Here is a 22639-nt window from a genome sequence, read left to right on the forward strand (position 1 = left end):
CCGTTACCATATGTGAAATATTCTATATTTACACACAGGGAAATCACAGTATATAAATAGAATCAGGAGGTGTAAGAATGAACATCTATATAAAAAAGGCTTCCGGCATGGATGGTATTGGTCTGGAGGGGTGTACTGCCAGATATGATGAAACAGAAGACAAAATGTCTGTTTATGGAAAGATGGTAAGCCATTCCATAAAAACAGAACAAAGTGATGGTGATTATGAAGTGGGGGTGAATTTTTGTGACAGAAATGATAGTGTTATCTATTCTAAAGATGCCGGGCACTATGGCAGTGCAGCTCGGATGAGGGAGACAACCTTTTATTTGTCACTTATCAATTTTAAGAACAGGATAAATTTTGAAGAGTTGTATTATATAGAACTTTTTGTGTATTTCCGAAAGAAGCAGGATGCGTGATGAACGAGGAGATAAGAAAACTGTACGATAGATTCATACAGGATGAGCAGGAGCAGGACAATATAGGATTGCTGCTGCGCAACGAGGTGCTGGAAATCGTGCAGGCGGAAAAAGATAAGATGGATGAGCAGGAATATAAAAAAATCAGAGACAGAGCTTTTTCTATTGCCGCGGCAGGCGAAGAGGCCGGATTTGTCAGAGGGTTTAGGTATGCATTCCGATTGTTTGCGGAATGTATTTATCACTAAAAGGTTTTAAAAAAGTGAATTAGAGCAGTCTGCTGTTGTTCAGAGAGACGGTTTGCTTCAACTAACAATTTTCTTTGAAGATCTGTTATCGAAAAATCCTCATTATCCGATGCAAAAAACTGTGAGAGTGTAATACCAAAGGCATTACATATTTTTTCCAAAGAAGGAATGGAGGGAATCATATTTTTTCTGTACCATGATGAGATAGTGGACTGGGTTAAACCGGACATTTCGGCAAGTTGATACTCACTCCAGTTTTTCTGTTCTCTGTAGTAGGTGATACGCTCTAAAACATTTATCATAATTTCACCGCCTTTGTATTATATCGTTAATTTTATACGAATTAGTGTTGTATTATAATTGATTTTATCGTATAATTTTAACGAGATAGCAAAATAGTTAACTTACCACGGAAATATGAGTCATTTATAAATTTTTACAGGAGGGTATAGTTATGTACAACCATGAGACTTGTGGAGACTGTAAACATTGTTCTTCATCCGGGTATTGCGATGTGGAAGAGAAATATGTTGATCCGGATTCGAGAGCATGCAATGAGTTTGAAGAGAGGTAAGAAAGCTTATCACAGTACGTTGATAGGAGGAATGTATGGGGATTTTGAGCAGATTTGTAAAACAGAATGACCGTGTAAGCGCTGATTTTGTCAATATTGTGAGAGCCAATGATAATCACGAACCCTGGGCAAAAGATATAATTCAGGAGATGTGGAACAGCAATGACCCCTCGCTTATTCCGCGAATGGATGCCGCAAGAATCCGGATTTATGAAAAAGCTGCATATGGAGGAGACAAAAAAGCGCAGTATTGGATGGGAGTTTCTCTTCGCGGTACAGATATGGAGGAGTCTTTGAGGTGGCTTACACTGCTGGCTGACCAGGGCAATGTGGATGCTATGACAGCAATTGCCATTGGCTATACTGAATATGGTGGTTATGGAGAAGACAGGGAACAGTATAAATATTGGTATAAAAGGGCGGCGGAGGCCGGTGACGGAGATTCGCAGGCGGCATTGGGATTAGAGTACAGATGTGATGAAAATTTTGATGAAGCATTTAAATGGTATAAGATGGCAGCGGAACAGAAGAATCCAAAAGGTTTACTGGGATTGGCACAGATTTATGAGTGGAAACGAGACAAACTTTCTATAGAAAACAGGTATACTCCGGAGGAACGGCGGAAAGCGGAGAGTAAATTTAATGATATTATAGAAAATCTATATGTTGAAGCTGCTAATCGAGCCAGAGACAAAGATGAAATATGTGAAGCATGCAGCCGATTGGGGCATTTTTATAAAAACATTCTGATTTGTGAAAGTCCGACACAGCAGATAGCTAAGCTGGCCGCATATTTTCTATATAGTGCATATTTATATGGAAATGAACATGAACTGAGATGGTTTCAGGAAATAGTTAATAATTATAACATCACTGTAGATACCAATGATATAGAAGCATGGGCAGACCGTGAGAGGCTGTTTGGATAGTTTTTTATAAAAGGAGAAAGAAAATGCTAAAAGAAAAGGATTTAAGAGAATTCAGACCTACATATCGTTATCCGGATGGGACAGGGATTACTCTGCAGTCAATCCAGAACGCAATAAGCAATAAAGCAAATCAATATCAGATTCCTGTGGCTTTTGCCAGCGAAAAAATCAAATCAGGCGGAATGTTAAACTCAAGTGTGGATGATTGTCTGATCTTATATCATCCTGAGCACAAAAAAGATTATTATAACATTGCAATCAGCATAAAAAGACAGGGGACAATAGCTTTTGTATCTGCAAAAGATTTTGGCGAAAGTAAAAACTTGAAAAAGATAAACGCAAAAAGTGCTGCAGGCGCAGCCTTGAAACAAGGATGGAAAAATGCTGGAAAAGAGGGAAATTGGTCTCCGGGCATGTCTCTGGTCAGCGGGGCAATTGGAGGAGCCGTTGGAGCATTACGTGGTCTTGGCGGAAGTAAAGGAAAACAGGAAGAAGAAAACAGCTATTACGGGGCATTAATGCACATTTTGGATGAAGTGATTCGTTGATAATGGAAAGGATGGAATAGATATGGAGAAAGAGATGCATATATGCAGGCACTGTGGCGGAGACGGTAAAATGACATGTCCCAGATGTGGTGGAGACGGAAGGATTCAAAAAGAAACCTGCTATTACTGCCAGGGCGAAGGAAAGGTAGAGTGCAGAGCATGTGATGGAACCGGATGGGTTGAGGATTAATATGTCTTATAAGAAGTCTTGTTTTAACTTCGTTTTTAAGCGAAAAGATAATGAAGTAGTTATATACAATACATTTAGTAAAGCATTGATTATTTTAACAGCAGATGAGTATCAACAATTTGAAAACGATATTTTAGTGGATACAGATATCAGGACGCAATTAGTGGAAAATGGAATTTTAATCAAAGAAAGCTTTGATGAGAAAGGTTTTTTGAAATATTTTCATTATAAAACCAAATTTTCTAACGATACGCTTTTTTTAACAATTGCACCGACATTGGATTGTAATTTTTCCTGTCCCTATTGTTATGAAAACAGACGTCCGGGGAAGATGAGTATGGAGGTGCAGGATGCTGTTATAAAATTCATCGAGAATTCTGTAGAACAGGGTATTAAAAAACTTGATATATCCTGGTATGGCGGAGAGCCGCTTCTGTATATAGATGTGCTTCAATCATTGGCGGGGCGAATCGCAGGTATTGCAAAAGAGAAGGGCTGTATGTTAAGTATGCATATGGTGACAAACGGATATTTACTGAAGAAAGACATTATTGAAATGTTGGATGAAGTAGGTGTTACCAGGATTCAGATTACTTTAGATGGGTTAAAAGAGCATCATGATAAGAGCAGACCACTGAGAAATGGAAATGGAACTTTTGATCATATAATGAAAAACTTATCTTTATTTGAAGACTCACCGATAGAAGTAGTTGTACGAATGAATGTAGATCGTCATAATTATGGTGATTTTAAAAAGTTAAAGGAAAAAATTTCATTATTGAATAATCCCAATATAGAAATTTATCCATCACCTGTTGAAGATTTAAATAAAGATGTGGTCAATGAATTGAGTGATTTCATGACAACGGAAGAATTTGAAACCTTTACCATGAAGACATGCGAAGAAGGAAGCCTGTCAGCAGAAGATTTTGCTGTTATGGATGATCGATACTGTTTTTGCACAGCAGAGACAGAGAATTGTTATGTGATTGATGAATTGGGAGATTTTTACAAATGCTGGGATGAAGTTGGGAGAAAAGAGTATAAATGTTTTAACATTTTAGAGCCGGATAGTATGAATTACACTAATATTTCCAAGTTTGTAGCAAACGATCCATTTGCGGACGAAAAATGTAATACATGTGTATTCTTACCTCTTTGTTTTGGCGGCTGTAAATTTCAAAAGGCTCATCTTAAAAAGTCAGTATGTGGTTTCACAGAGGAATCACTAAAAAAATATCTGGAAATTGCATACTTTCAATAAATAATCAGGAGGTGAAATAATGAAAGTGATACAGAAAGCAAAAACATCCCCAAAGTCTTATTGTAAAAAGCGTACTGCGGGAATGAGTTGTCTGGCTACTTGTAAAAAGTGTCCCCCAATGACATGTTGAGAATTGCGTTTGTAACGGTTTGGCTGGATTAGCAGTTACTTTTATTTAATGATAAGGCGAGGCTTTTATAAGTCTTCGCCTTATCGTTTTATAGAGAGGAGGTCTGTAAATATGTGGTATTGTTTTATCTTACAGGAATTAACTGTGATGCAGAAAGAGGAATCTTTCAATATTCAAGCCAGATATGCCAGAAGGATAAATAAATTTTTGTGTTGTGATTTGGAAAATGAAAGCGTCACAGATCAATTTGGACAATCAGTCAGCATTGAGCAACAACGTGTTGTTTTACGTTCAACATATGAAAATATGTTCCATGGATTAGATATATTAAAACACCATGGAGCCCTATTACTTGAGGATAAAGAGGATATTCTTCATATCCTGTATTGGGAACATACGGTTTCGTCGCGAAGAAAAATATTTTCTGTGAATTATAAAGATATTTTAAAAAGAAATTTATCCCAGGATATAATAGATTTATTAAATAAAGAGGAGAGGATTTTTGTTAAATCCAGGCGGAAAGGTTTTTCCGCGGTCATCGCTTCAGCGATATTATGGAATGGTGATAATAGATTAGAGGATTTATTAAAGACTTATGGTGTTTCTCATAGTGAGGATATCATGCTCTCAAAATGTTATGATATAAAAACAGATTCGATTGGAAACATGGAATCCAGACATATAGTTATAAAAAACGAAATACGTAATTCATCAAGAACATTACATTCTGTAAAGCATAATGTACCAGCCAGTCTTTTGAAAAATGCACAGAAGTTAGTTGATATAATTTCGTCATGTGATAATTTTCCGCATAATTATGTCCTTGACGTAGGATGTTTTATAGAGGATGGCAAAGAGTTTATTGACATAGTCGAGATAAATCCTATTACTTGTTCACTTTGTTACGTCAATAATAGCATTTTCAGAGAAAAAGATACAGAATTATCCTCAATTTCTAATAAATCAGGAATGGGAATTGAATATTGCTATGATTCTGTTGAACATCCCGAACGATATACACGAAAGCGATATGTCAATTGCAATTATAATTATATAAATGACAGTCATTACGTTATAGACTAGAGTGTGTTTGAGAATTGCTTTCGGCAAGCTGTGCGCCACAATTTGTGGGAGATAGATTGTGATTTCTCATACATAATATTTCAAATAAACAGAAATGTGGTATACTGTATATGAATACAAGATTGATGCCTGTTTTACAGGAGAACATATTAAAGCGAAACCAGTGGAGGGAAAGATCATCCGGTGTCCGAAATGCGGCTCCAAAGAATATATGGAGCCTGAAAAAGACGTGAAGTAAAAAGAAGGGAGATTCTCTATGGGAATGATCAGCTATGATTTGTATCTGAAACAGATATTCCTGGGAAATATACTGCTCATTGTCTGCTGTGTATTTTATCTGGCGTGGTGGATGCTGGCGTTTCGGCCGGAGAATGCCGTGAAGGGGATGAGGTCAGGATGGCTGCTGATACCCGCAGCGGTGTCCGGTATCCTGTCTGTTGTCGTGATGCTAAGAGGGATGGGGGTTGAAAACCGCAGCCGGGAACTGTTCTCCGACAGTATTGTGCTGTGGGGCGGAATCGCGGCTTATTTTCTGCTTATGGCAGTCACTTTGTTTTTCTTTCAAAGACCTGTGACTACAGAACTGATACTGATTGTAGGCTGGGTCATGCTCACGCTGGCAGAGATCAATGCCCTGTACGCTTACCAGAGCTTCACATGGGGAATTGCGGCTGTTTTTATAGTGGTGACCGGTATCGCGGCAGTTATCAGCCTGATCTGTTATGTGCGATATTATCATTTGGACAGCAGGGCCGGCTTTTATGACGGGATGGTGCCTCTTTTGATGGCAGCGCTGGTCATGCTGGGTCTGACAGTAGTCATGGCTGTCCGCAGATAGGAGAACTTCCTGATATATCCACTTGTTTTTTGAGAAGAAGTCTGTTATATTGACACATAGTTAGTGATAACTAACTATACATGGTACTTCCCACATATAGTTTTTTATACAAAGAGATAAAAACAGCGGGAATGATTTGACACCATGCAGACCATAATAAAACCAGAAAACCACAACATAAAGGAGGCAGTATATGTCATTAATTAACAAGGAAATCGGAGATTTTACAGTTCAGGCCTATGTGGACGGAGATTTTAAAACAGTATCCAAGGCGGATGTGTTTGGAAAGTGGAGCGTATTCTTCTTCTATCCTGCGGATTTCACTTTTGTGTGCCCCACAGAGCTGGAAGACCTGGCAAATAAATATGAAGAATTTAAAGGAATCGGATGCGAAATCTACAGTGTGTCCTGTGATTCCCATTTTGTGCATAAGGCATGGCATGACGCGTCCAAGACCATCAAGAAAATCAAGTATCCCATGCTGGCAGACCCCACAGGCGCTCTGACAAGAGATTTTGAAGTAATGATTGAAGCGGACGGTATGGCGGAGAGAGGAAGCTTCATTGTGAACCCGGAAGGCAGAATCGTGGCATATGAAGTGATCGCCGGAAATGTGGGAAGAAATGCAGATGAACTGTTCCGCCGCGTTCAGGCGTCCCAGTTTGTAGCCGAACACGGCGACCAGGTTTGCCCGGCAAAATGGCAGCCCGGAGCAGAAACTCTGAAACCGAGCCTTGACCTGGTCGGACTGCTCTGATGAATGCTGTAAAAGCAGAGGAGAATCTATATGATCTGGCGGTTGTAGGCGGCGGTCCTGCCGGACTGACTGCCGCTCTGTATATGGCACGGGCAAAATACAGAGTTTTAGTTCTGGAAAAAGCGGAGATCGGCGGCCAGATCACCATAACCGCAGAGATTGTAAATTATCCGGGTATTGTAAAAACAAGCGGAAAAGAGCTGACAGAGAATATGCGCCGCCAGGCTGAGAATTTCGGTGCAGAGTTCGCCGCTGCGGAAGTGTTTGCCATGGAGCTTACGGGTGATATCAAGATTCTCCGCACCACAAAAGGGGAATACAGAGCCCTCGGTGTAATCCTGGCAACCGGCGCGAATCCGCGCAAGCTGGGATTTAAAGGAGAGCGGGAGTTTCAGGGCAGGGGTGTTGCCTACTGCGCCACCTGTGACGGGGAATTTTTCTCAGGCCTTCATGTCTTTGTGATCGGCGGCGGATTTGCCGCTGTGGAGGAAGGAATCTTCCTGACCAAATACGCGAAAAAAGTTACCATAATTGTGCGGAAAAATGAATTTTCCTGTGCCAGAACGGTTTCTGACCAGTTGGAAAACTATGGGAATATAGAAGTACTCTTTGAGACAGAGCTTTTGGAGGTGGGCGGCCAAGATATAGTCACCTACGCCAGATTCAGAAATAACCGGACACAAAAAGAGTGGGTCCATGAAGCGGGGGACGACCCGGGCTTCGGTGTCTTTGTATTTGCCGGGTATGTGCCGAATACAGACTGGATCGGACCGGAAGTAAAAAAGGATGCCCATGGGTATCTGCTCACAGATCATGACCAGAAGACAAATCTGGACGGTGTCTACGCAGCAGGAGACGTGTGTGTTAAGAACCTGCGTCAGGTCGTGACCGCTGTGTCCGATGGGGCGGCCGCTGCTGCATCCCTGGAAAAGGCGGTATCTGAGCTTCATGCTAAGCTGGGCATCCCGGAACTGGTTTCCGAAAGAAAAGTGCAGCAGGCGGAAAAGGCAGAAACCGCTGCGAAGACAGAGCTGTCCGGAAAGGCAGAAATCGCTGCAAGGAAAGAGCTGTCCGGAAAGGCAGAAACCGCCGGAAAGACAGGATCACCTGCAGCGGCAGAGAATAGCGGCGATGGATTTTTAAGCAGCCAGGTCAGAGAGCAGCTGCAGGGTGTCTTTGCAAAGTTCAGTCAGCCTGTACTTCTAAAAGCCTGGCTGAACGAGGAACCTCTGTCAGGAGAAATCACAGGATTTCTCCGGGAGCTGGAAGGAATGAGCGATAAGCTGACCTGGAAAAAGGCGGAAGCCGGGGAATCGGCAGAAGGCCGAATCCTGCCCTCCATAGAGCTGTGTTATCCGGACGGCAGAAGCAGCGGTATCCAGTTTCACGGTGTGCCGGGGGGCCATGAATTTAATTCCTTTGTCATTGCCCTTTACAATGTTGCCGGACCGGGCCAGGAGATTCAGCAGGAGATCAAAGAGCAGATTGAAAAGCTGGACCGCCCGGTCAATCTAAAGGTGCTGGTCTCCCTCTCCTGTACCATGTGCCCGGAGACAGTCATGTCCGCCCAGAAAGCGGCGGCTGTATCCGAATATGTGGAAGCGGAGATGTTCGACCTGGCCCATTTCCCGAAACTCAAAGAAAAGTATAAGGTGATGAGTGTGCCCTGTATGATCCTCAATGATGAGAAGGTTTTCTTTGGAAAAAAAGGAATCGGAGATCTTGCGGCGATTCTCAGTGAGAATGGGAACTGAACCGTATGACGGAGAGCAGAAAATGCCGAGAGGACGTTTTCTGCTCTTGTTTTGGTGCACAAAAGACCATAATATTACAGAAAACCACCTGGTAATGCCTTTTAAATTAAGTTATAATATATTTATTAAGGTACACAGGAGGTTGGTATGCCTAATTTGATCAAACAAGAAAAATTTTCAGCCGGTGTTTTTCTGGACCTGCTGTCCGAGACAACGGATGACTACCTGTATATGTGGGATATTCAGCACGGGGCCTTTTACATATCGGAAAATGCATATGAAGATTTTCAGATTGACCGCAGTATAGAGGAAGATGTGGTCTCTGTATGGGGGAGCGTCATGGTGGCTGAGGATCTGAAGCTCTGGCTTGAGGACCTTAAGCTTATACAGGACGGTGCCAAGGAATATCACGATATGGAGTACAGGGTCTACAAGAAAACAGGACAAATCATATGGGTGTCGTGTAGGGGCAAGGTGAAGACCGATGAACAGAACCGGCCCCTTTTTATGATGGGCAGGATTTCCAATATCGGAAAACAGAACAAATTCGACAATGTGACAGGCCTTATGAACAGAAACCAGTTTGAACATGATATCTGTCAGATCTTAAAGTGCGGAAAGCATATGCAGGGCGTTATTGTGGTGCTGGATATTGATAACTTTAAAAATATCAATGAGAAGTACAGCTATGCTTTTGGTGACAGGGCGCTGAACCTGATCGCCACCCGTATTTCCGAACTTCTGCCTCCGGGTTGCCAGATGTACCGCCTGGACGGGGATGAGTTCGCTTTTCTGATGGAAGGCGGGACGAGGGAGGGCATCCGGGAGATTTACGAGAATATCCAGATGTTTGTGGCAAACCATTTCACAGTGGACGGGCAGACGCTGCTCATATCTATCTCCGCGGGAGCCTGTATGATTCCGGGAGACGGAAGAACCTACCAGAAATTGTTCCGGCACGCGGAAAACGCAGTGGAGATTGCGAAAATGAACGGAAAGAACCAGCTTGTGTTCTTCTCCCGGGAAATGTATGACAGGAAGCGTAAGATCATGGAGCTGCAGGAGAGCCTGCACGCCTGTGTCAATCATGGATGCAATGAATTTGAGCTGTATTACCAGCCTCAGGTTGACACAGAAGACCAGAGGGTTGTGGGGGCGGAAGCCCTGCTGCGCTGGCACTCCCCGAAGCATGGGGAGGTTTCACCTATGGAATTCATCCCTCTTCTGGAGGAGAACCACCTGATCATCCAGGTAGGAAAATGGGTCCTGGAGGAGGGCGCAAAGCAGTGCCGGGAGTGGCAGAAATATGACCCGGATTTCACCATGAGCATCAATGTGTCTTATATCCAGCTCAAAGAAAATGCGCTGCTGGAATATCTGAAAAATGAGCATGTTCCCAAAGTATCCGCAAAGAATCTGATTCTGGAGCTGACAGAGAGCTGCTGGGTGCCCAATCTGCATTTTCTGAATCAGGAGTTTAAGGATATGCATGACATGGGGTACGGAATCGCCATAGATGATTTTGGGACCGGATACTCCTCCCTGAGCCATTTGAAAGAGCTTCCGGCAAATGTTATCAAGATAGACCGCAGCTTTATCAGAGGACTGAATAAGGGCAGCTATGAATACATATTTCTGGAATACATTGTAAAACTGGCACATATCATCCACCTGAAAGTCTGTGTGGAGGGTGTGGAGACGAAGGAAGAATATGATACGGTCATGCAGGCTTCACCTGACTATATACAGGGATATCTGTTCGGAAGGCCTGTATGTGCCCGTGAATTTGAAAGCCTCTATTTTGCCGGGTCTCAGGAGGGGAGGAGGCTTTTGTGAACGAAAGCACACTGCGTTTCAGACAGGCTGCGGAGGACCTGGAAGTTCTCACCAATAACGTGCCGGGAGGTATCTTCCGGTGCCTTTATGATGAGAAGCTTACACTTCTGCAGGTAAGTGACGGATTTGTATCCATGTTCGGATATACCAGGGAGGAGATAAAGGAGTGGTTCCATGACCATTTCTGGGAGATGGTTGACGAGAGAGACCGGGTTCCCACTGCCCTTGAGGTAAAGCGCCAGATGGCTCTGGGAAAGACAAAAAATATAGAGTACCGTGTACGGCACAAAAACGGTAATATCATATGGGTACTGGACAAGGGACAGCTCATCGAGGATCCATGCGGCGGATGTCCTTCCTTTTACTGTATCATCATTGATATCACCCAGGAGAGGGAGGCCCAGGAGGAGCTGCGCCTGACTCTGGAGCGCTATGATATTATCATGAACCAGACGAATGACATTATCTTTGAGTGGGATATTGTGAAGGACCAGTTAAAATATTCCAGGGACATGGAAAAGCTTTTTAACTGGAATATTCCCAGGAATGGGGTCATGGCGCTGTTCAGGGAAAAGACACGGAGCATTCTCTGTGAGGAAGATTTTGATAAGCTGAAGAGGATTTATTTAAGTATTCTGAAGGGAGAATCCTATGTGGAGGAGGAACTGCGTATCCTGAACAGGGAACACCGTTACCAATGGTGGAAACTGCGTCTCACGGTGCAGTTTGACCAGAACAAAAGCCCCATCCGCGTAATCGGGATCATCCTGGATATCGACCAGGAGAAACAGCAGTCCCAGTCCCTTCTAAACCGGGCGGAGCGGGATGCGCTGACCGGCCTGTATAACAAAATGACGGTCCAGTCCCAGATCAGGAGATATCTGGATACGATGCCTTCGGATGAGCTGTGTGCTGTGATGATTCTGGATATCGACAATTTTAAGGAGATCAATGACGGTATGGGTCATCTGTTCGGGGATGCCATACTCAGCGATGCAGCCAGAAGAATGAAGCATGTATTCCGTCATACGGATATTCTGGGGCGTATCGGCGGGGATGAATTCATTGTATTCCTGAAAGATATGCATGATCTCACCAATGTGGAAAAAGGTGCCTGGAAGATGATCCGGGAGATGTATGAGATCCAGGCAGGTCATGACGGGAAGGCGGCAGTCTCCTGCAGCATCGGTATCTCTCTGGCGCCCCGGGACGGCAGGGATTTCACCACTCTGTTCCAGAAAGCTGACCGGGCATTATATCAGGCGAAAAATGAGGGAAAGAACAGGTACTTCATATATGATGAGAATACAGCAGGAGAGTATCCAAGAAATGCAAGACCGCGCTCCGTCGTCAGCGAAACCATCGATTCCAACACCGGCGGTACCACGCAGAACACTCGTCTGGCTGAATACGTATTCCACATTCTCTACGACTCCGGCGAAATCAAAAATGCCGTGTCCTCCATATTGGAAATTGTGGGACAGCAGTATGATGTGAGCCGTGTCTATATATTTGAAAATACGGAAAATGACAGATGCTGCGCCAATACCTATGAGTGGTGCAATGAGGGAGTCGAACCACAGAAGGATAAACTGAGCTGCGTATCCTATGAGGATAAACTGAGCGGGAATTATCTGGATAATTTCAATGAGGAGGGGATATTCTATTGTCCCGATATCCGTACACTGCCAAAATACTATTATGATATCCTGGCGTCACAGGGGATAAAATCTCTGCTTCAGTGTGCCATCCGTGACAATGGTGTAATCAAAGGATATGTGGGATTTGACGAATGCCGGCAGAATCGTTACTGGACCAGGGAGCAGATAGACGCCCTAGTGTTCATCTCTGAGATCCTGAGTATTTTTTTGCTGAAGGACCGGGTAAAAGATGCGCTGAAGCAGGAATCGGAGGGACTTTTAAACCTCCTGAACAACCAGAGTGCCTGGATCTATGTCATAGACCCGGGGACACACAGACTGCTATTCATCAACAAAAGGACAAAGGAATTTTGTGAGAATGCAGATATCGGCCTGCCGTGCTATGAGGTTTTCATGCGCCGGGACAGACCCTGTCCATCCTGTCCCATGCGGGAACTCAGTAAAACCTGTGTCAATAAGAAGCTGGAGATTTACAACCCCCGGTTTCAGATCTGGACTGCTGCGGAGGCCTGCCTGGTTGCCTGGAAGGGGGAGGAGGCCGTAATGGTGAGCTGCCATGACATCACTGCTTACAAAAATGCGGAACAGGATTAAGATTGCACAATACGCACTCTTGTGCTAAAATGAAATACATGTGAACAGAGTTACACCGTATAGGAAGCAAAGGAGTGCAGAATAAAATGATGAGAAGAATGCAGGCACGGTTCCCGGCAGCAGCTTTGGCCGGAGTTTTTCTGCTTGGCGGATGCGGCGAAAAGAACATGCTTACAAATTATGAGGATCTGCCCGAAAATATGACGTCCATAACCTTTTTCGGGAACAAATATGAGCCTGAAAACGTTACGGTGATTGAAGAAATCATATCCGGGTTCATGGATGAGAATCCGGATATCCGTGTGTCATATGAGAGTCTGAAGGGAAGTGAATATTTTGAGGCTCTAAAAAAGAGAATGGATGCCGGCAAAGGGGATGATGTGTTTATGGTGAACCATGATGCCGTGCTGGAGCTGAAGAAGGAAGGGAAACTGGCGGATCTGTCCGCTCTGGATGCTGTGTCCGGCTATACGGATATCATGCGGAGCCAGATGGAAGATGAAGAGGGTATTTTCTGGCTGCCCACCACGGTTTCTGCCTTTGGGCTGTACTGTAATCTGACTCTTTTAAAGGACCATGAGCAGGAAGTCCCTGAAAATCTTGAGGAGTGGGAACAGGTCTGTGATGCATTTGTCAAAGAGGGTATCACACCTGTGATCGCCAACAATGACATCTCTTTAAAGACACTGGCCATCGGAGAAGGATTTTATTCTGCATACCGGGACGGCAGCCAGGCGGAGGTGTTTGGTGAACTCAATCAGGGAAAGGCCATGCTCAGCGAATATCTTTCATCCGGTTTTTCCCTGGCAGAGACGTTTCTCAAAAAAGGGTATATTGACGGGGCAAGTGCTCTGGAGACAAACAAGACCTCAGACGATCTGACGGAGTTTGTCAGAGGAGAAGCCCCGTTTATGCTGACCGGAGCCTGGGCTGCCACAAGGGTGAAGAACAGAAAGCCGGAATTTGACTTTGAAGTGCATCCCTATCCGGTGCTTGAGGATGGTTCCCTTCTGGTCATCAATGCGGATACCAGGCTGAGTGTGAACGCGGACAGTGAGCATATGGAGGCCGCATTAAAATTCGTGGATTATTTTACAAGGCCGGACAATATCCAGAAATTCGCGGACCAGCAATCCTCCTTCAGTCCTCTGAAAGAGGGAAGCCCCTCATCTGTCCAGGAAATCCAGCCCCTGATCCCCTGTTACCAGTCAGGAAGGACGGTATTGGGAACAGACGGTATGCTGGAACTTCCCATATGGGAGTGGACGAAAGAGGTTTCAGTCAAACTGCTTTCAGGGGAGACGCTTTCTGAGACCATGGAGTGGCTGGATGAACAGAACAGAGAGGAAAGGGGATTGCAGTGAAGCAGAAGAATGAAACTTCCGGCATCAGAAAAAAGACAGCACTGGCTGCATTCGTTGTGGGCGCGGCCCTTTTGCTCCTTACCTTTCTCTTTGTGCAGGGGGTCAAAAAGCAGCTCTGGGAACAGTCCATCAACACGATCATGGAGAGTACACAGCAGGGATGCGGCACACTGAAAGTTCAGCTGGAGAAAAATTATGAGTCCATGGACACCATAGCCGGTTACCTGAAAGAATACAAAAGGGAGCAGACAAAAGAACTGACTGAAGTTATAGGGAATTACAGTGAGATAGAAGACGGGGTACAACTGTATCTGTCTGACGGCACCTGCCTCCCTGAAGGGTCGGGGAAGGATGAGAGCGTGGAGACAGAGCTTAAGGACACGGATATGGCTTCCGGAATTCTGGACCCTCATATCAGCAGTGTTACCGGTGTCAATGTCTTTGAACTGTTTGTCCGGGTAAGCCTTCAGGATGGCACCACGGGATATCTTGTAAAGCAGTATGAGGTGGAGAGTATCATAGACAGCTTCAGTCTGTCCTTCTACAACAACGCCGGTTTTTCTTATATTGTCAATACACAGGGGGATGTGCTCATACGATCTCCTCACCCGAACAGCAACAAGACCGTGCAGAATCTGTTTGACATGCTCCCCGTGTCCAAAAATGAGGAGGACAGTATTGCCAAGTTCAGGCAGTCTCTGGGGGAACGCCGCACCGGATGGGCGGTATTTTACTATCAGGGGGAGGACACGGTTTTCAGCTATACACCTCTGAAACTGAATACAGACTGGTATCTGATCTCCATTATACCAAAGCATGTGGTGGACGCCCAGACCAATGTTATCCTGATGCGCTCCATGGTGCTGATCATAAGCATACTGGCCGGGATTTTCCTTTTGGTGGCATTTTATCTGCGGCATCTGAACAAGGCAAACAAAAGGCTGAGAAGCCAGGCCAATTACATCGGACATCTGTACAATGCCATTCCCGAGGGTGTTGCGCTTATGACCGTGGAGAAGCCCTATCACCTGATGTCCCTTAACCGGGAAGGGCTGCGGCTTTTGGCTTACCCTGACAATGCGCCCAATAATGCACCGAAAGGTATCAGCCTTCGGGAAATCATCCATCCGGATGAGTATGAGCAGGTCATCATGCCCGCAGAAGAATCTGAGGGCAGAGACAACAAGCATATCTTTGAAAACAGAGTGCTGAAAAAGGACGGCAGCTACTTCTGGGCCGGTGGAATCGTGGAGAGAACCCTGGATGAAAATGAAAATCCCATTCTGATTGCAACGTTTCACGATGTAACGGATGAAAAACTGAGGGCAGAGGCGGAGGAGAGGGAAAAACTTCAGGAACGCTTGACTCTTGTGGGTGCAATCTCCAATGCCTATCCTGTGATCATCCGGATCAATCTTACCCGGGACACGCTTGGTTTTGTGTATATAGACCCGGCGCTGAAGCTAAATATTGGAAAACAGAAAACATACAGTGAGCTTTTTGAAGATATGCTGCCCACCATACATGAGGAGAGTCTGAACGATTATATCAAGCGGTTTGCCCTTAAGAACTTAAGAGGGATACTGGAGGAGAAAAAGGAGATATTCTTAGAAGCCAGGCAGAGGCTTACGGATGAGGTCTACCACTGGACATCCACACAGATCATCCATGTGGATAATCCCTATTCGGAGGATAAGCTGGCAATCCTCATCTCCCGCCGGATCGACGAGCAGCGTCATGAGGAGGAACAGCAGCGCCAGGCACTGCAGAGCGCCCTTGACAATGCCATGGCTGCCAGCAGGGCAAAAAGTCAGTTTCTGTCCAATATGAGCCATGATATCCGGACACCTATGAACGCCATTGTTGGTATGGCCGCCATCGCTGCAGCCCATCTAAATGACAGGGACCGGGTTGCGGAGTGTCTGAAAAAAATAGGATTGTCCAGCAAGCATCTGCTCAGTCTGATCAATGACGTGCTGGATATGTCAAAGATAGAGAGCGGAAAGCTTTCTCTGAGATATGAGCCTTTTGACTTTGCTGAGCTTTTATCAGAACTGACAGAGCTTTTAAAACCCCAGGCGGATGCCGGCCGGCTGACCATGGAAGTAAGCCTTACGAAGCTGAAAAATGAGAAGGTCATAGGGGATCCCCTGCGGGTCCAGCAGGTATGTATCAATATTCTCTCCAATGCCATAAAATATACGCCTGCAGGGGGAAGTATCCATGTAACCGTGACACAGAAGGCCGGGGCCCGCAAGGGGTATCTGAATTATGTGTTCTGCTGTTCCGATACAGGAATCGGCATGAAGGAGGAGTTCATAGAACGACTTTTCCAGCCTTTTGAGCGTGCCCAGGATTCCACAAGCAGCAAGGTTACGGGAACCGGGCTTGGAATGGCGATCACAAAGAACGTGGTGGATCTCATGAATGGCAGCATCCGGGTTGAGAGTACACCGGGGAAAGGCTCCGTATTTACGGTGACACTTCCCTTAAAACTCCAGGAGGACGGGGAGGAGGAAGTACCCCGGGAATGGATCGGCGTGCGCTGCCTTATGGTGGATGACGACAGGATGATCTGTGAAAACGCGGCGGAACTTCTGGATGACATGGGACTTCGTGCTGAATTTGTCACGGACGGGCACACTGCGGTGCACTATGTGCTGCAGGCGGAGAAGTCGGCAGATCCCTATGGCCTGGTGATCGTGGACTGGAAGATGCCGGATATGGACGGCGTTGAGGTTACCCGCCGTATCCGGAAAGTCATAGGGGCAGACACACCGGTGATTGTGCTCACCGCCTATGACTGGTCTGAGATAGAGCGCGAGGCCAGAGAGGCCGGTGTCACGGCATTCCTGGCAAAACCCTTTTACCATGCAAAGCTGTGCGGCCTTCTCGGAGAACTGAGCGGGGAAAAACCGCAGCAGGAGATCAGGCGTCCCGTGCTTTCCGTGGATTACGCAGATAAGAGGATTCTGCTTGTGGAGGACAATGAGATCAACAGGGAGATTGCCCGCGAACTGATCGGGGAATCAGGAGCTGTCATAGAGGAGGCGTGTGACGGTGAGGAAGCGGTGCAGATGGTGGCCGATTCCAAGGAAGGGTATTATGACATGATACTGATGGATATCCAGATGCCGCGGATGGACGGCTATGAGGCCACAAAGGCCATACGCAGGATGAACCGTGCGGATGCCATAAAGATACCCATCATAGCCATGACAGCCAATGCCTTTGCCGAAGACGCACAGGCTGCTGCCCAGGCAGGTATGAATGCCCATTTTGCAAAGCCCATAGATATTGAGGCACTGGATAAGCTGCTGTATCAGTATCTGGGGGAGGAAGACTGAAAACCGGATGTACAGTCTGTAGGGGTGCATGCCTGTATACGCACGGTATGAAAAAAGGAGAGCCTGCTGTCCGTGGTACGGAAGAAGGGATTCTCCTTTTTTCATTGCAGCTCAAAGTTACGGTCTTTCCGGCATTTTAAAATCCGCAAGGGCGGTGTTCAGAAAACGATTGAAGGGCTGCATCTGTGTAAACACCCGGGCTGCCAGTTCTGTAAACTTCTCTCCGGAGCACAGAAGCGCGTCGCTGATTGGATATTCCAGATACCAGCTTTTGTATTTCAGGTATTGGGCCTGGGGATGTGTCTTGTCGTAACCGGCCGGTACATTTTTCAGTGAAGTGCCGAGGACGGTGAAGGATTCTGCAAAGGCGGGAGCCGTGATCACAGCCTCCCACTGGTCAGGGTGTTCTGCTATGTAATCTCTTACCATGGCAGTGGCGTCCTTGAACATGTCAGCGAACAGTCCGCCGCCTAAAAAAGACCTTCCGCCGGGTTTTATCATAAGGTAATATCCCACCGGAACCGGCAGTTTGCCCATAGGGCCTATATGGGCCCGGAAGGCAGTATTGTAAGGGGATTTGTCATGGCTGAAACGGGTATCCCTGGTAAGCCTGAACGTCAGGTCCTTCGGTTCAAGGTGCAGAATGCTGCTGTCAGTCTCGCCAAGCCGGAAAATGAGTTCCCGGATCAGTGCCTCGAACCCGGCACTTGCGGTTTTGTATTCCTCCTTGTGGGCGTGGTACCATTCACGGCTGTTATTTTGTTCCAGATGTGTGAGATAATCAAGAATACAGGTGATGTCCATCTATGCTTCCTCCCTTTCACTGTTATTGACTATGGATATCTGTGTGGATCTGAGAAAATCCCGGATGAAGCGCTTTGCATGGTCCGGCGATCTGTAAGCCTTCCAGAAGCGGAACCTGTCCGCCAGGCCGTCGATGTCCTCCATGGCATTTTTTACATCCACAAGTGTCTCCTGCGGGATTTCCTCGGAGGAGGTATATTCGGTCCTGGAGGGATTGAGGCGGTGGTTTTGAATGGCATAGCTGACCCTGTCTTTGCAGCGGCATGTTCCATGTCCGTATTCTCCGCAGTATTCTTCCAGAAAATCAGCCATTTTCCGGCGTACCCGTCTGAGCCTCTGCCGGTAAGCCTCAGGGGTGATGCCCAGAATCTCCCCCGCAATACGGCTGTCCGCTTTGAACATGGTGCCCAGGATAAAGATACAGCGGCTTTCCGTGTCAAGGCACTGCAGCATGACATTGGTACAGGACATTTTCAGTTCCTCAGCCAGCACGGCTTTTTCCATGTCCTGGGTCAGGTCGGGAATATCCCGGGCGCTGCCGTTTTCAATATCATAGCCGTAGAACTCAAAGCTTAAAGGGTGGCGGGCAAACATGCTATTTTTATAGTTTTTCAAATGATTGGACGCAATAGAAAAGACCCATGTGGTGAAGGAACTCTCTTTCCGGAAGGAGGAGAGATGGGTGATGACCTTCAGCAGTATTTCCTGGGCGGCATCCTCGGCGTCGGGAAAGCTTCCCAGCATCCTGAGGGAAAGGTTGAATACCAGGTCCTGTACGCTTAACAGAATGGTTTCCAGGGATTTCTCATCACCGGCGGTTGCTTTCTCGATCAGCAGTGGCAGTTCTTCGTTATTTTTTATGTTCATATTTTTTACCTCCTATATAGTTAGACAGGGGACGGAAGGTTTTGTGACAGGGAAAGTGAAAAAAATTATACTTCATGATCATTTACCATGATAGGGGATGCCATGAAAAAAAGCAATAAGAGGCTGTGCAGGCGCAGCGCTTGAAATGCAGAGTTTACAATGATTTGGATAAGTGTTAAGATAAAGCCAACAGGCAAAAGAGACAAACAGCAGGAGGACTGCTGTAATGAGAGGATTGGATAAATGGGAAAGAAAATAGATGCAGCTCAGACAGTAAAAGAATTCTGTAATGCCTGGTTTGCGCTGGGGGAGCCTTTAAGGGCGGCGGAATTTTTGGACAGTGACGTGCGCTTTGTGGGAGCCGGTGACAGAGAATATGCTCACGGAAAACAGGAAATGCTGGATTATATCCGCAGAGATACCGGGAAAGCAGAGCATGCTTTTTATCCGGCAGTTACTGTCATATATGAGCAGCCCTTGAGTGATGTGCTCTTAAGCCTTTTCTGCAGGCTGGAGCTGAAAAGTGAAGTATATGCCTGGCAGATGGGAGGATATTTTACACTGGAACGTAAGGAGGAACAGTGGAAGATTCGGAATATCTGCCTCTCAGATACAGGAGGAAGCCATGAGGAACTTCTGCACATCTATAATAATATTCCGGGTGCGGTGTTCCGCTGCAGGTTTGACGAATTCTTTTCCGTCATTGAAGCGAATGACGGTCTTTTTGAGTTCCTGGGCTATACCAGGCAGGAATTTGCCGCTATGGGCAACAGGATGTCTTCTGTTATTTATCCCGATGATCTGGAAATTATGGCCGGAAAGCTGAGAGAACAGTTGAAGTACGGCAGTACCATACATAATGAAAACCGTCTGATCTGTAAGGACGGTTCTGTCAAATGGATTTCCATTAAGGCCCAGCTCATCACTGAAAAGTCAGGGGAGCAGTATTTTTACTGTGTATTTGTGGACATCACAGAGGAAAAGCAGAACCAGGAAAGGTCCAGGGAATTGTTTGAAAAGGAGATGGCTTATTTTGCAGAGCTGTCATCCTCCGAGAAAAATTTCCGCGGCCGGATGAATGTGACAAAAAACTGTGTGGAGAGTTATGTGTCGGCCCTGGATGATGCCATCACCCATGTGGGAGCCACCTTTGAGGAGACCGTGCAGAATATGGCCCAGTCTGCCGTGGACTGGCAGTACGGCGAAAAGATCAGCAGTGCCCTTGACAGAGAGAAAGTGCTGGCTGACTACAGTGCGGGAAAGGTGGATTACAAATTTGAATTTCTGAGGAGAAGAAAAGACGGAAGCGTGTTCTGGAGCAATACCAGCTTCCGCTCCTACCTGAATCCCCAGTCCGGTGATATCATTGTCTTTTTTTATACGTTTGACGTGACAGAGCAGAAGATGCAGGAACAGCTTCTGAAAAAGATAACAGATCTCGGTTTTGAACTCATCGCTGACATTGACCTGCGCCGTGACCGGTATCATCTGATCTCCTTTGATGAACGGGCATACGGAATACTTCCCAGGAGCGGGCATTTTCAGGCGGAAGTAAAGGAAATGGCAGAGCAGGTGATGGAGGAGGAAGTCAGCAGATATTATCTGGAGCATTTGGAATACAGCTATATGGAGGAGCAGCTTGAGGAGAACGAATCCTACTCCTTTATTGTGGAGATGAAAAATGAAGCCGGGGAACAGCGGGTCAAGCGCTGTGAGGTCTTCTATATAGACAGGGAACTGGGGCGGGCGTGTCTGGCCAGAACAGATGTGACAGACGTGGTGCGCCAGGAGCAGCGGCAGAAGGAGGAGATGGCGGCAGCCCTGGTTGCCGCGGAGCAGGCAAATGCGGCCAAGTCGGATTTTCTCTCCCGTATGAGCCACGAGATCCGCACACCCATGAATGCCATCATCGGCATGAGCACCATTGCGGCCCAGTCCATAGGGGATGATGAGCAGGTGGCAGACTGCATTGCCAAGATCGGCATATCGTCCCGGTTCCTTCTGTCCCTGATCAATGATATTCTGGATATGAGCCGAATCGAGAGCGGCAAGATGCTGCTGAAAAATGAGAAGATACCCACAGAGGAATTTCTAAACGGGATCAACTCCATCTGCCATGCCCAGGCAGCCGCCAAGGGCGTGGATTACGAGTGTATTGTGGACCCGGTGCTGGACGACTATTACATGGGAGATGCCATGAAGCTGCAGCAGGTGCTCATCAATATCCTTTCCAATGCCATTAAATTTACCGGAGAGGGCGGAAAAGTGACCTTTTCGGCGGCCCAGATGCGCAGGACGAAAAACGATGCGGTCCTCCGCTTTGTCATCAATGACACCGGAGTGGGGATGAATGAGGAATTTATTCCCCATATATTTGAACCATTTTCCCAGGAGAGTACAGGGACGACTGCCCTTTACGGAGGGACAGGGCTTGGGCTTGCCATATCCAAAAACATTGTGGATATGATGGACGGGCGTATCATAATCCGTTCTATCAAAGGAATCGGCTCTGAATTTACAGTGGATGTGAAACTCGGAATCACAGAGGAGGAGAAACTGCATCACAACCAGAGGAAGCAGAACTACAATTTCTCCCACCTCAAAACTCTGGTTGTGGATGACGACGTGGCAGTCTGTGAGAGCGCCATGGTCACCCTGAAGGAAATGGGAATATCTGCGGAGTGGGCGGACAGCGGCTTAAAGGCAGTGAACCGGGTAAAGAACCTGTGGAATGACGGAAAATATTTTGACATGATACTCATAGACTGGAAAATGCCGGAGATGGACGGGATTGAGACAGCCCGGCGTATCCGCAGCATTGTAGGGCCTGAGGTGACAATCATCATTATGACGGCATATGACTGGAGTTCCATTGAACATGAGGCAAAGATGGCCGGTGTGAATCTGCTCATCAGCAAGCCCATGTTCAAATCCTCCCTGATCTCTGCGTTCTCCAGGGCACTGGGGAAAAAGGATGAGGAGAAGGAAGAGAAAAAAGAAGCGGACATGGACTATAACTTCACAGGGAAACGTGTGCTTCTGGCAGAAGACCATCCCCTGAACACAGAGATCGCGGTTATGCTGCTGGAGGGAAAGGGCTTTACTGTGGATACGGCGGAGAATGGCCTGCGCGCCCTGGAGCTGTTCAGCAAATCCGAGAAAGGCTATTATGATGCCATTTTGATGGATATCCGGATGCCCCTCATGGACGGCCTGACGACAGCTACCAATATCCGCCATCTCAGCAATACGGATGCCAGGACCATTCCGATCATTGCCATGACAGCCAATGCCTTTGACGATGATATTGAGAAGAGCAAGGCTGCCGGCATGAATGCCCATCTGGCAAAACCCATAGACCCGGCAAGGCTTTTTCAAACCTTGTATGACTTTATCTTCAGAAAGGAAGAATAGGGGGCACATGTTCAC

Annotated in this window: 19 protein-coding genes; 15 read left to right on the forward strand and 4 right to left on the reverse strand. The window is 46.3% G+C overall.

The window, feature by feature from the left end; translation table 11 throughout:
- Positions 1-77 precede the first annotated feature (77 nt).
- Positions 78-422 carry a hypothetical protein gene (locus V8Q34_RS02805; protein ID WP_335834752.1) on the forward strand — a complete coding sequence of 115 codons (345 nt, stop codon included), beginning with the start codon at positions 78-80 and terminating at the stop codon, positions 420-422.
- Positions 422-670, forward strand: a complete 249-nt coding sequence (locus tag V8Q34_RS02810) for a hypothetical protein (protein ID WP_335834753.1) — start codon at positions 422-424, stop codon at positions 668-670. Before V8Q34_RS02805 ends, V8Q34_RS02810 begins: the two co-directional genes overlap by 1 nt.
- On the opposite strand, the gene V8Q34_RS02815 is transcribed toward V8Q34_RS02810, so the two are convergent.
- A complete protein-coding gene (locus V8Q34_RS02815) occupies positions 667-972 on the reverse strand; it encodes a helix-turn-helix domain-containing protein (RefSeq protein ID WP_335834754.1) in 306 nt (101 codons plus the stop codon). The two genes, V8Q34_RS02810 and V8Q34_RS02815, sit on opposite strands and share 4 nt — an antisense overlap.
- A 307-nt stretch (positions 973-1279) precedes the next feature.
- On the opposite strand from V8Q34_RS02815, the gene V8Q34_RS02820 reads away from it, so the two are divergent.
- The 5 genes from V8Q34_RS02820 (at position 1280) to V8Q34_RS02840 (ending at position 5388) form a co-directional block, all read left to right on the forward strand.
- Positions 1280-2173 carry a tetratricopeptide repeat protein gene (locus tag V8Q34_RS02820; RefSeq protein ID WP_335834755.1) on the forward strand — a complete coding sequence of 298 codons (894 nt, stop codon included), beginning with the start codon at positions 1280-1282 and terminating at the stop codon, positions 2171-2173.
- Positions 2174-2196: 23 nt separating this feature from the next.
- Positions 2197-2721 carry a hypothetical protein gene (locus V8Q34_RS02825; protein WP_335834756.1) on the forward strand — a complete coding sequence of 175 codons (525 nt, stop codon included), beginning with the start codon at positions 2197-2199 and terminating at the stop codon, positions 2719-2721.
- Positions 2722-2743: 22 nt separating this feature from the next.
- Entirely contained in the window at positions 2744-2911 is a 168-nt protein-coding gene (locus V8Q34_RS02830) for a hypothetical protein (RefSeq protein ID WP_335834757.1), read from the forward strand.
- Between the two features lies 1 nt (position 2912).
- A complete protein-coding gene (locus tag V8Q34_RS02835) occupies positions 2913-4175 on the forward strand; it encodes a radical SAM/SPASM domain-containing protein (RefSeq protein WP_335834758.1) in 1263 nt (420 codons plus the stop codon).
- A 241-nt stretch (positions 4176-4416) separates the two neighbouring features.
- Positions 4417-5388, forward strand: a complete 972-nt coding sequence (locus V8Q34_RS02840; protein WP_335834759.1) for a hypothetical protein — start codon at positions 4417-4419, stop codon at positions 5386-5388.
- On the opposite strand, the gene V8Q34_RS27490 is transcribed toward V8Q34_RS02840, so the two are convergent.
- Entirely contained in the window at positions 5378-5536 is a 159-nt protein-coding gene (locus tag V8Q34_RS27490; RefSeq protein ID WP_442893842.1) for a DUF6783 domain-containing protein, read from the reverse strand. The genes V8Q34_RS02840 and V8Q34_RS27490 overlap by 11 nt on opposite strands.
- A gap of 108 nt (positions 5537-5644) precedes the next feature.
- Here V8Q34_RS27490 and V8Q34_RS02845 point away from each other — a divergent pair, with 108 nt between their 5' ends.
- The 7 genes from V8Q34_RS02845 to V8Q34_RS02875 all read left to right on the forward strand — a co-directional run bounded on the left by V8Q34_RS02845 (position 5645) and on the right by V8Q34_RS02875 (position 17539).
- On the forward strand, positions 5645-6226 hold the full coding sequence (locus V8Q34_RS02845) for a hypothetical protein (protein ID WP_335834760.1): 582 nt from the start codon (positions 5645-5647) through the stop codon (positions 6224-6226).
- Positions 6227-6419: 193 nt separating this feature from the next.
- Positions 6420-6983 (forward strand): alkyl hydroperoxide reductase subunit C, encoded by a 564-nt coding sequence (gene ahpC, locus V8Q34_RS02850; RefSeq protein WP_335834761.1) that lies wholly within the window; start codon positions 6420-6422, stop codon positions 6981-6983.
- A complete protein-coding gene (locus tag V8Q34_RS02855) occupies positions 6983-8737 on the forward strand; it encodes an FAD-dependent oxidoreductase (RefSeq protein WP_335834762.1) in 1755 nt (584 codons plus the stop codon). The genes ahpC and V8Q34_RS02855 overlap by 1 nt, the downstream gene beginning before the upstream one ends.
- Positions 8738-8884: 147 nt before the next feature.
- Positions 8885-10573: a bifunctional diguanylate cyclase/phosphodiesterase gene (locus tag V8Q34_RS02860; RefSeq protein WP_033140358.1), complete on the forward strand. Its 1689-nt coding sequence runs from the start codon at positions 8885-8887 to the stop codon at positions 10571-10573.
- The gene (locus V8Q34_RS02865; protein WP_335834763.1) at positions 10570-12828 is read left to right on the forward strand and encodes a diguanylate cyclase domain-containing protein; all 2259 of its coding nucleotides are present in this window, start codon (positions 10570-10572) and stop codon (positions 12826-12828) included. The genes V8Q34_RS02860 and V8Q34_RS02865 overlap by 4 nt, the downstream gene beginning before the upstream one ends.
- 89 nt (positions 12829-12917) lie before the next feature.
- Positions 12918-14192 (forward strand): ABC transporter substrate-binding protein, encoded by a 1275-nt coding sequence (locus V8Q34_RS02870; RefSeq protein ID WP_335834908.1) that lies wholly within the window; start codon positions 12918-12920, stop codon positions 14190-14192.
- The gene (locus V8Q34_RS02875) at positions 14189-17539 is read left to right on the forward strand and encodes a response regulator (protein WP_335834764.1); all 3351 of its coding nucleotides are present in this window, start codon (positions 14189-14191) and stop codon (positions 17537-17539) included. Before V8Q34_RS02870 ends, V8Q34_RS02875 begins: the two co-directional genes overlap by 4 nt.
- Positions 17540-17656: 117 nt before the next feature.
- Here the strand turns inward: V8Q34_RS02875 and V8Q34_RS02880 are convergent, their stop codons facing one another.
- Together V8Q34_RS02880 and V8Q34_RS02885 are read right to left on the reverse strand one after the other, a co-directional pair.
- A complete protein-coding gene (locus tag V8Q34_RS02880) occupies positions 17657-18343 on the reverse strand; it encodes a DUF2461 domain-containing protein (protein ID WP_148391484.1) in 687 nt (228 codons plus the stop codon).
- Positions 18344-19210, reverse strand: a complete 867-nt coding sequence (locus V8Q34_RS02885) for an RNA polymerase sigma factor (RefSeq protein WP_148391483.1) — start codon at positions 19208-19210, stop codon at positions 18344-18346.
- Positions 19211-19453: 243 nt separating this feature from the next.
- Between V8Q34_RS02885 and V8Q34_RS02890 the strand changes: the two genes are divergently transcribed.
- Positions 19454-22624 (forward strand): response regulator, encoded by a 3171-nt coding sequence (locus tag V8Q34_RS02890; RefSeq protein ID WP_335834765.1) that lies wholly within the window; start codon positions 19454-19456, stop codon positions 22622-22624.
- Positions 22625-22639 lie beyond the last annotated feature (15 nt).

This window comes from Blautia sp. JLR.GB0024 (assembly GCF_037000545.1).
Classification (GTDB): domain Bacteria; phylum Bacillota; class Clostridia; order Lachnospirales; family Lachnospiraceae; genus Blautia; species Blautia celeris.

Excerpts from the sequence above, each read along its gene's own strand:
- V8Q34_RS02805 (WP_335834752.1), top strand. The coding sequence starts at position 78 with ATGAACATCTATATAAAAAAGGCTTCCGGCATGGATGGTATTGGTCTG.
- V8Q34_RS02810 (WP_335834753.1), top strand. The coding sequence starts at position 422 with ATGAACGAGGAGATAAGAAAACTGTACGATAGATTCATACAGGATGAG.
- V8Q34_RS02815 (WP_335834754.1), bottom strand. The coding sequence starts at position 972 with ATGATAAATGTTTTAGAGCGTATCACCTACTACAGAGAACAGAAAAAC.
- V8Q34_RS02820 (WP_335834755.1), top strand. The coding sequence starts at position 1,280 with ATGGGGATTTTGAGCAGATTTGTAAAACAGAATGACCGTGTAAGCGCT.
- V8Q34_RS02825 (WP_335834756.1), top strand. The coding sequence starts at position 2,197 with ATGCTAAAAGAAAAGGATTTAAGAGAATTCAGACCTACATATCGTTAT.
- V8Q34_RS02830 (WP_335834757.1), top strand. The coding sequence starts at position 2,744 with ATGGAGAAAGAGATGCATATATGCAGGCACTGTGGCGGAGACGGTAAA.
- V8Q34_RS02835 (WP_335834758.1), top strand. The coding sequence starts at position 2,913 with ATGTCTTATAAGAAGTCTTGTTTTAACTTCGTTTTTAAGCGAAAAGAT.
- V8Q34_RS02840 (WP_335834759.1), top strand. The coding sequence starts at position 4,417 with ATGTGGTATTGTTTTATCTTACAGGAATTAACTGTGATGCAGAAAGAG.
- V8Q34_RS27490 (WP_442893842.1), bottom strand. The coding sequence starts at position 5,536 with ATGTTCTCCTGTAAAACAGGCATCAATCTTGTATTCATATACAGTATA.
- V8Q34_RS02845 (WP_335834760.1), top strand. The coding sequence starts at position 5,645 with ATGGGAATGATCAGCTATGATTTGTATCTGAAACAGATATTCCTGGGA.
- ahpC (WP_335834761.1), top strand. The coding sequence starts at position 6,420 with ATGTCATTAATTAACAAGGAAATCGGAGATTTTACAGTTCAGGCCTAT.
- V8Q34_RS02855 (WP_335834762.1), top strand. The coding sequence starts at position 6,983 with ATGAATGCTGTAAAAGCAGAGGAGAATCTATATGATCTGGCGGTTGTA.
- V8Q34_RS02860 (WP_033140358.1), top strand. The coding sequence starts at position 8,885 with ATGCCTAATTTGATCAAACAAGAAAAATTTTCAGCCGGTGTTTTTCTG.
- V8Q34_RS02870 (WP_335834908.1), top strand. The coding sequence starts at position 12,918 with ATGAGAAGAATGCAGGCACGGTTCCCGGCAGCAGCTTTGGCCGGAGTT.
- V8Q34_RS02880 (WP_148391484.1), bottom strand. The coding sequence starts at position 18,343 with ATGGACATCACCTGTATTCTTGATTATCTCACACATCTGGAACAAAAT.
- V8Q34_RS02885 (WP_148391483.1), bottom strand. The coding sequence starts at position 19,210 with ATGAACATAAAAAATAACGAAGAACTGCCACTGCTGATCGAGAAAGCA.
- V8Q34_RS02890 (WP_335834765.1), top strand. The coding sequence starts at position 19,454 with ATGGGAAAGAAAATAGATGCAGCTCAGACAGTAAAAGAATTCTGTAAT.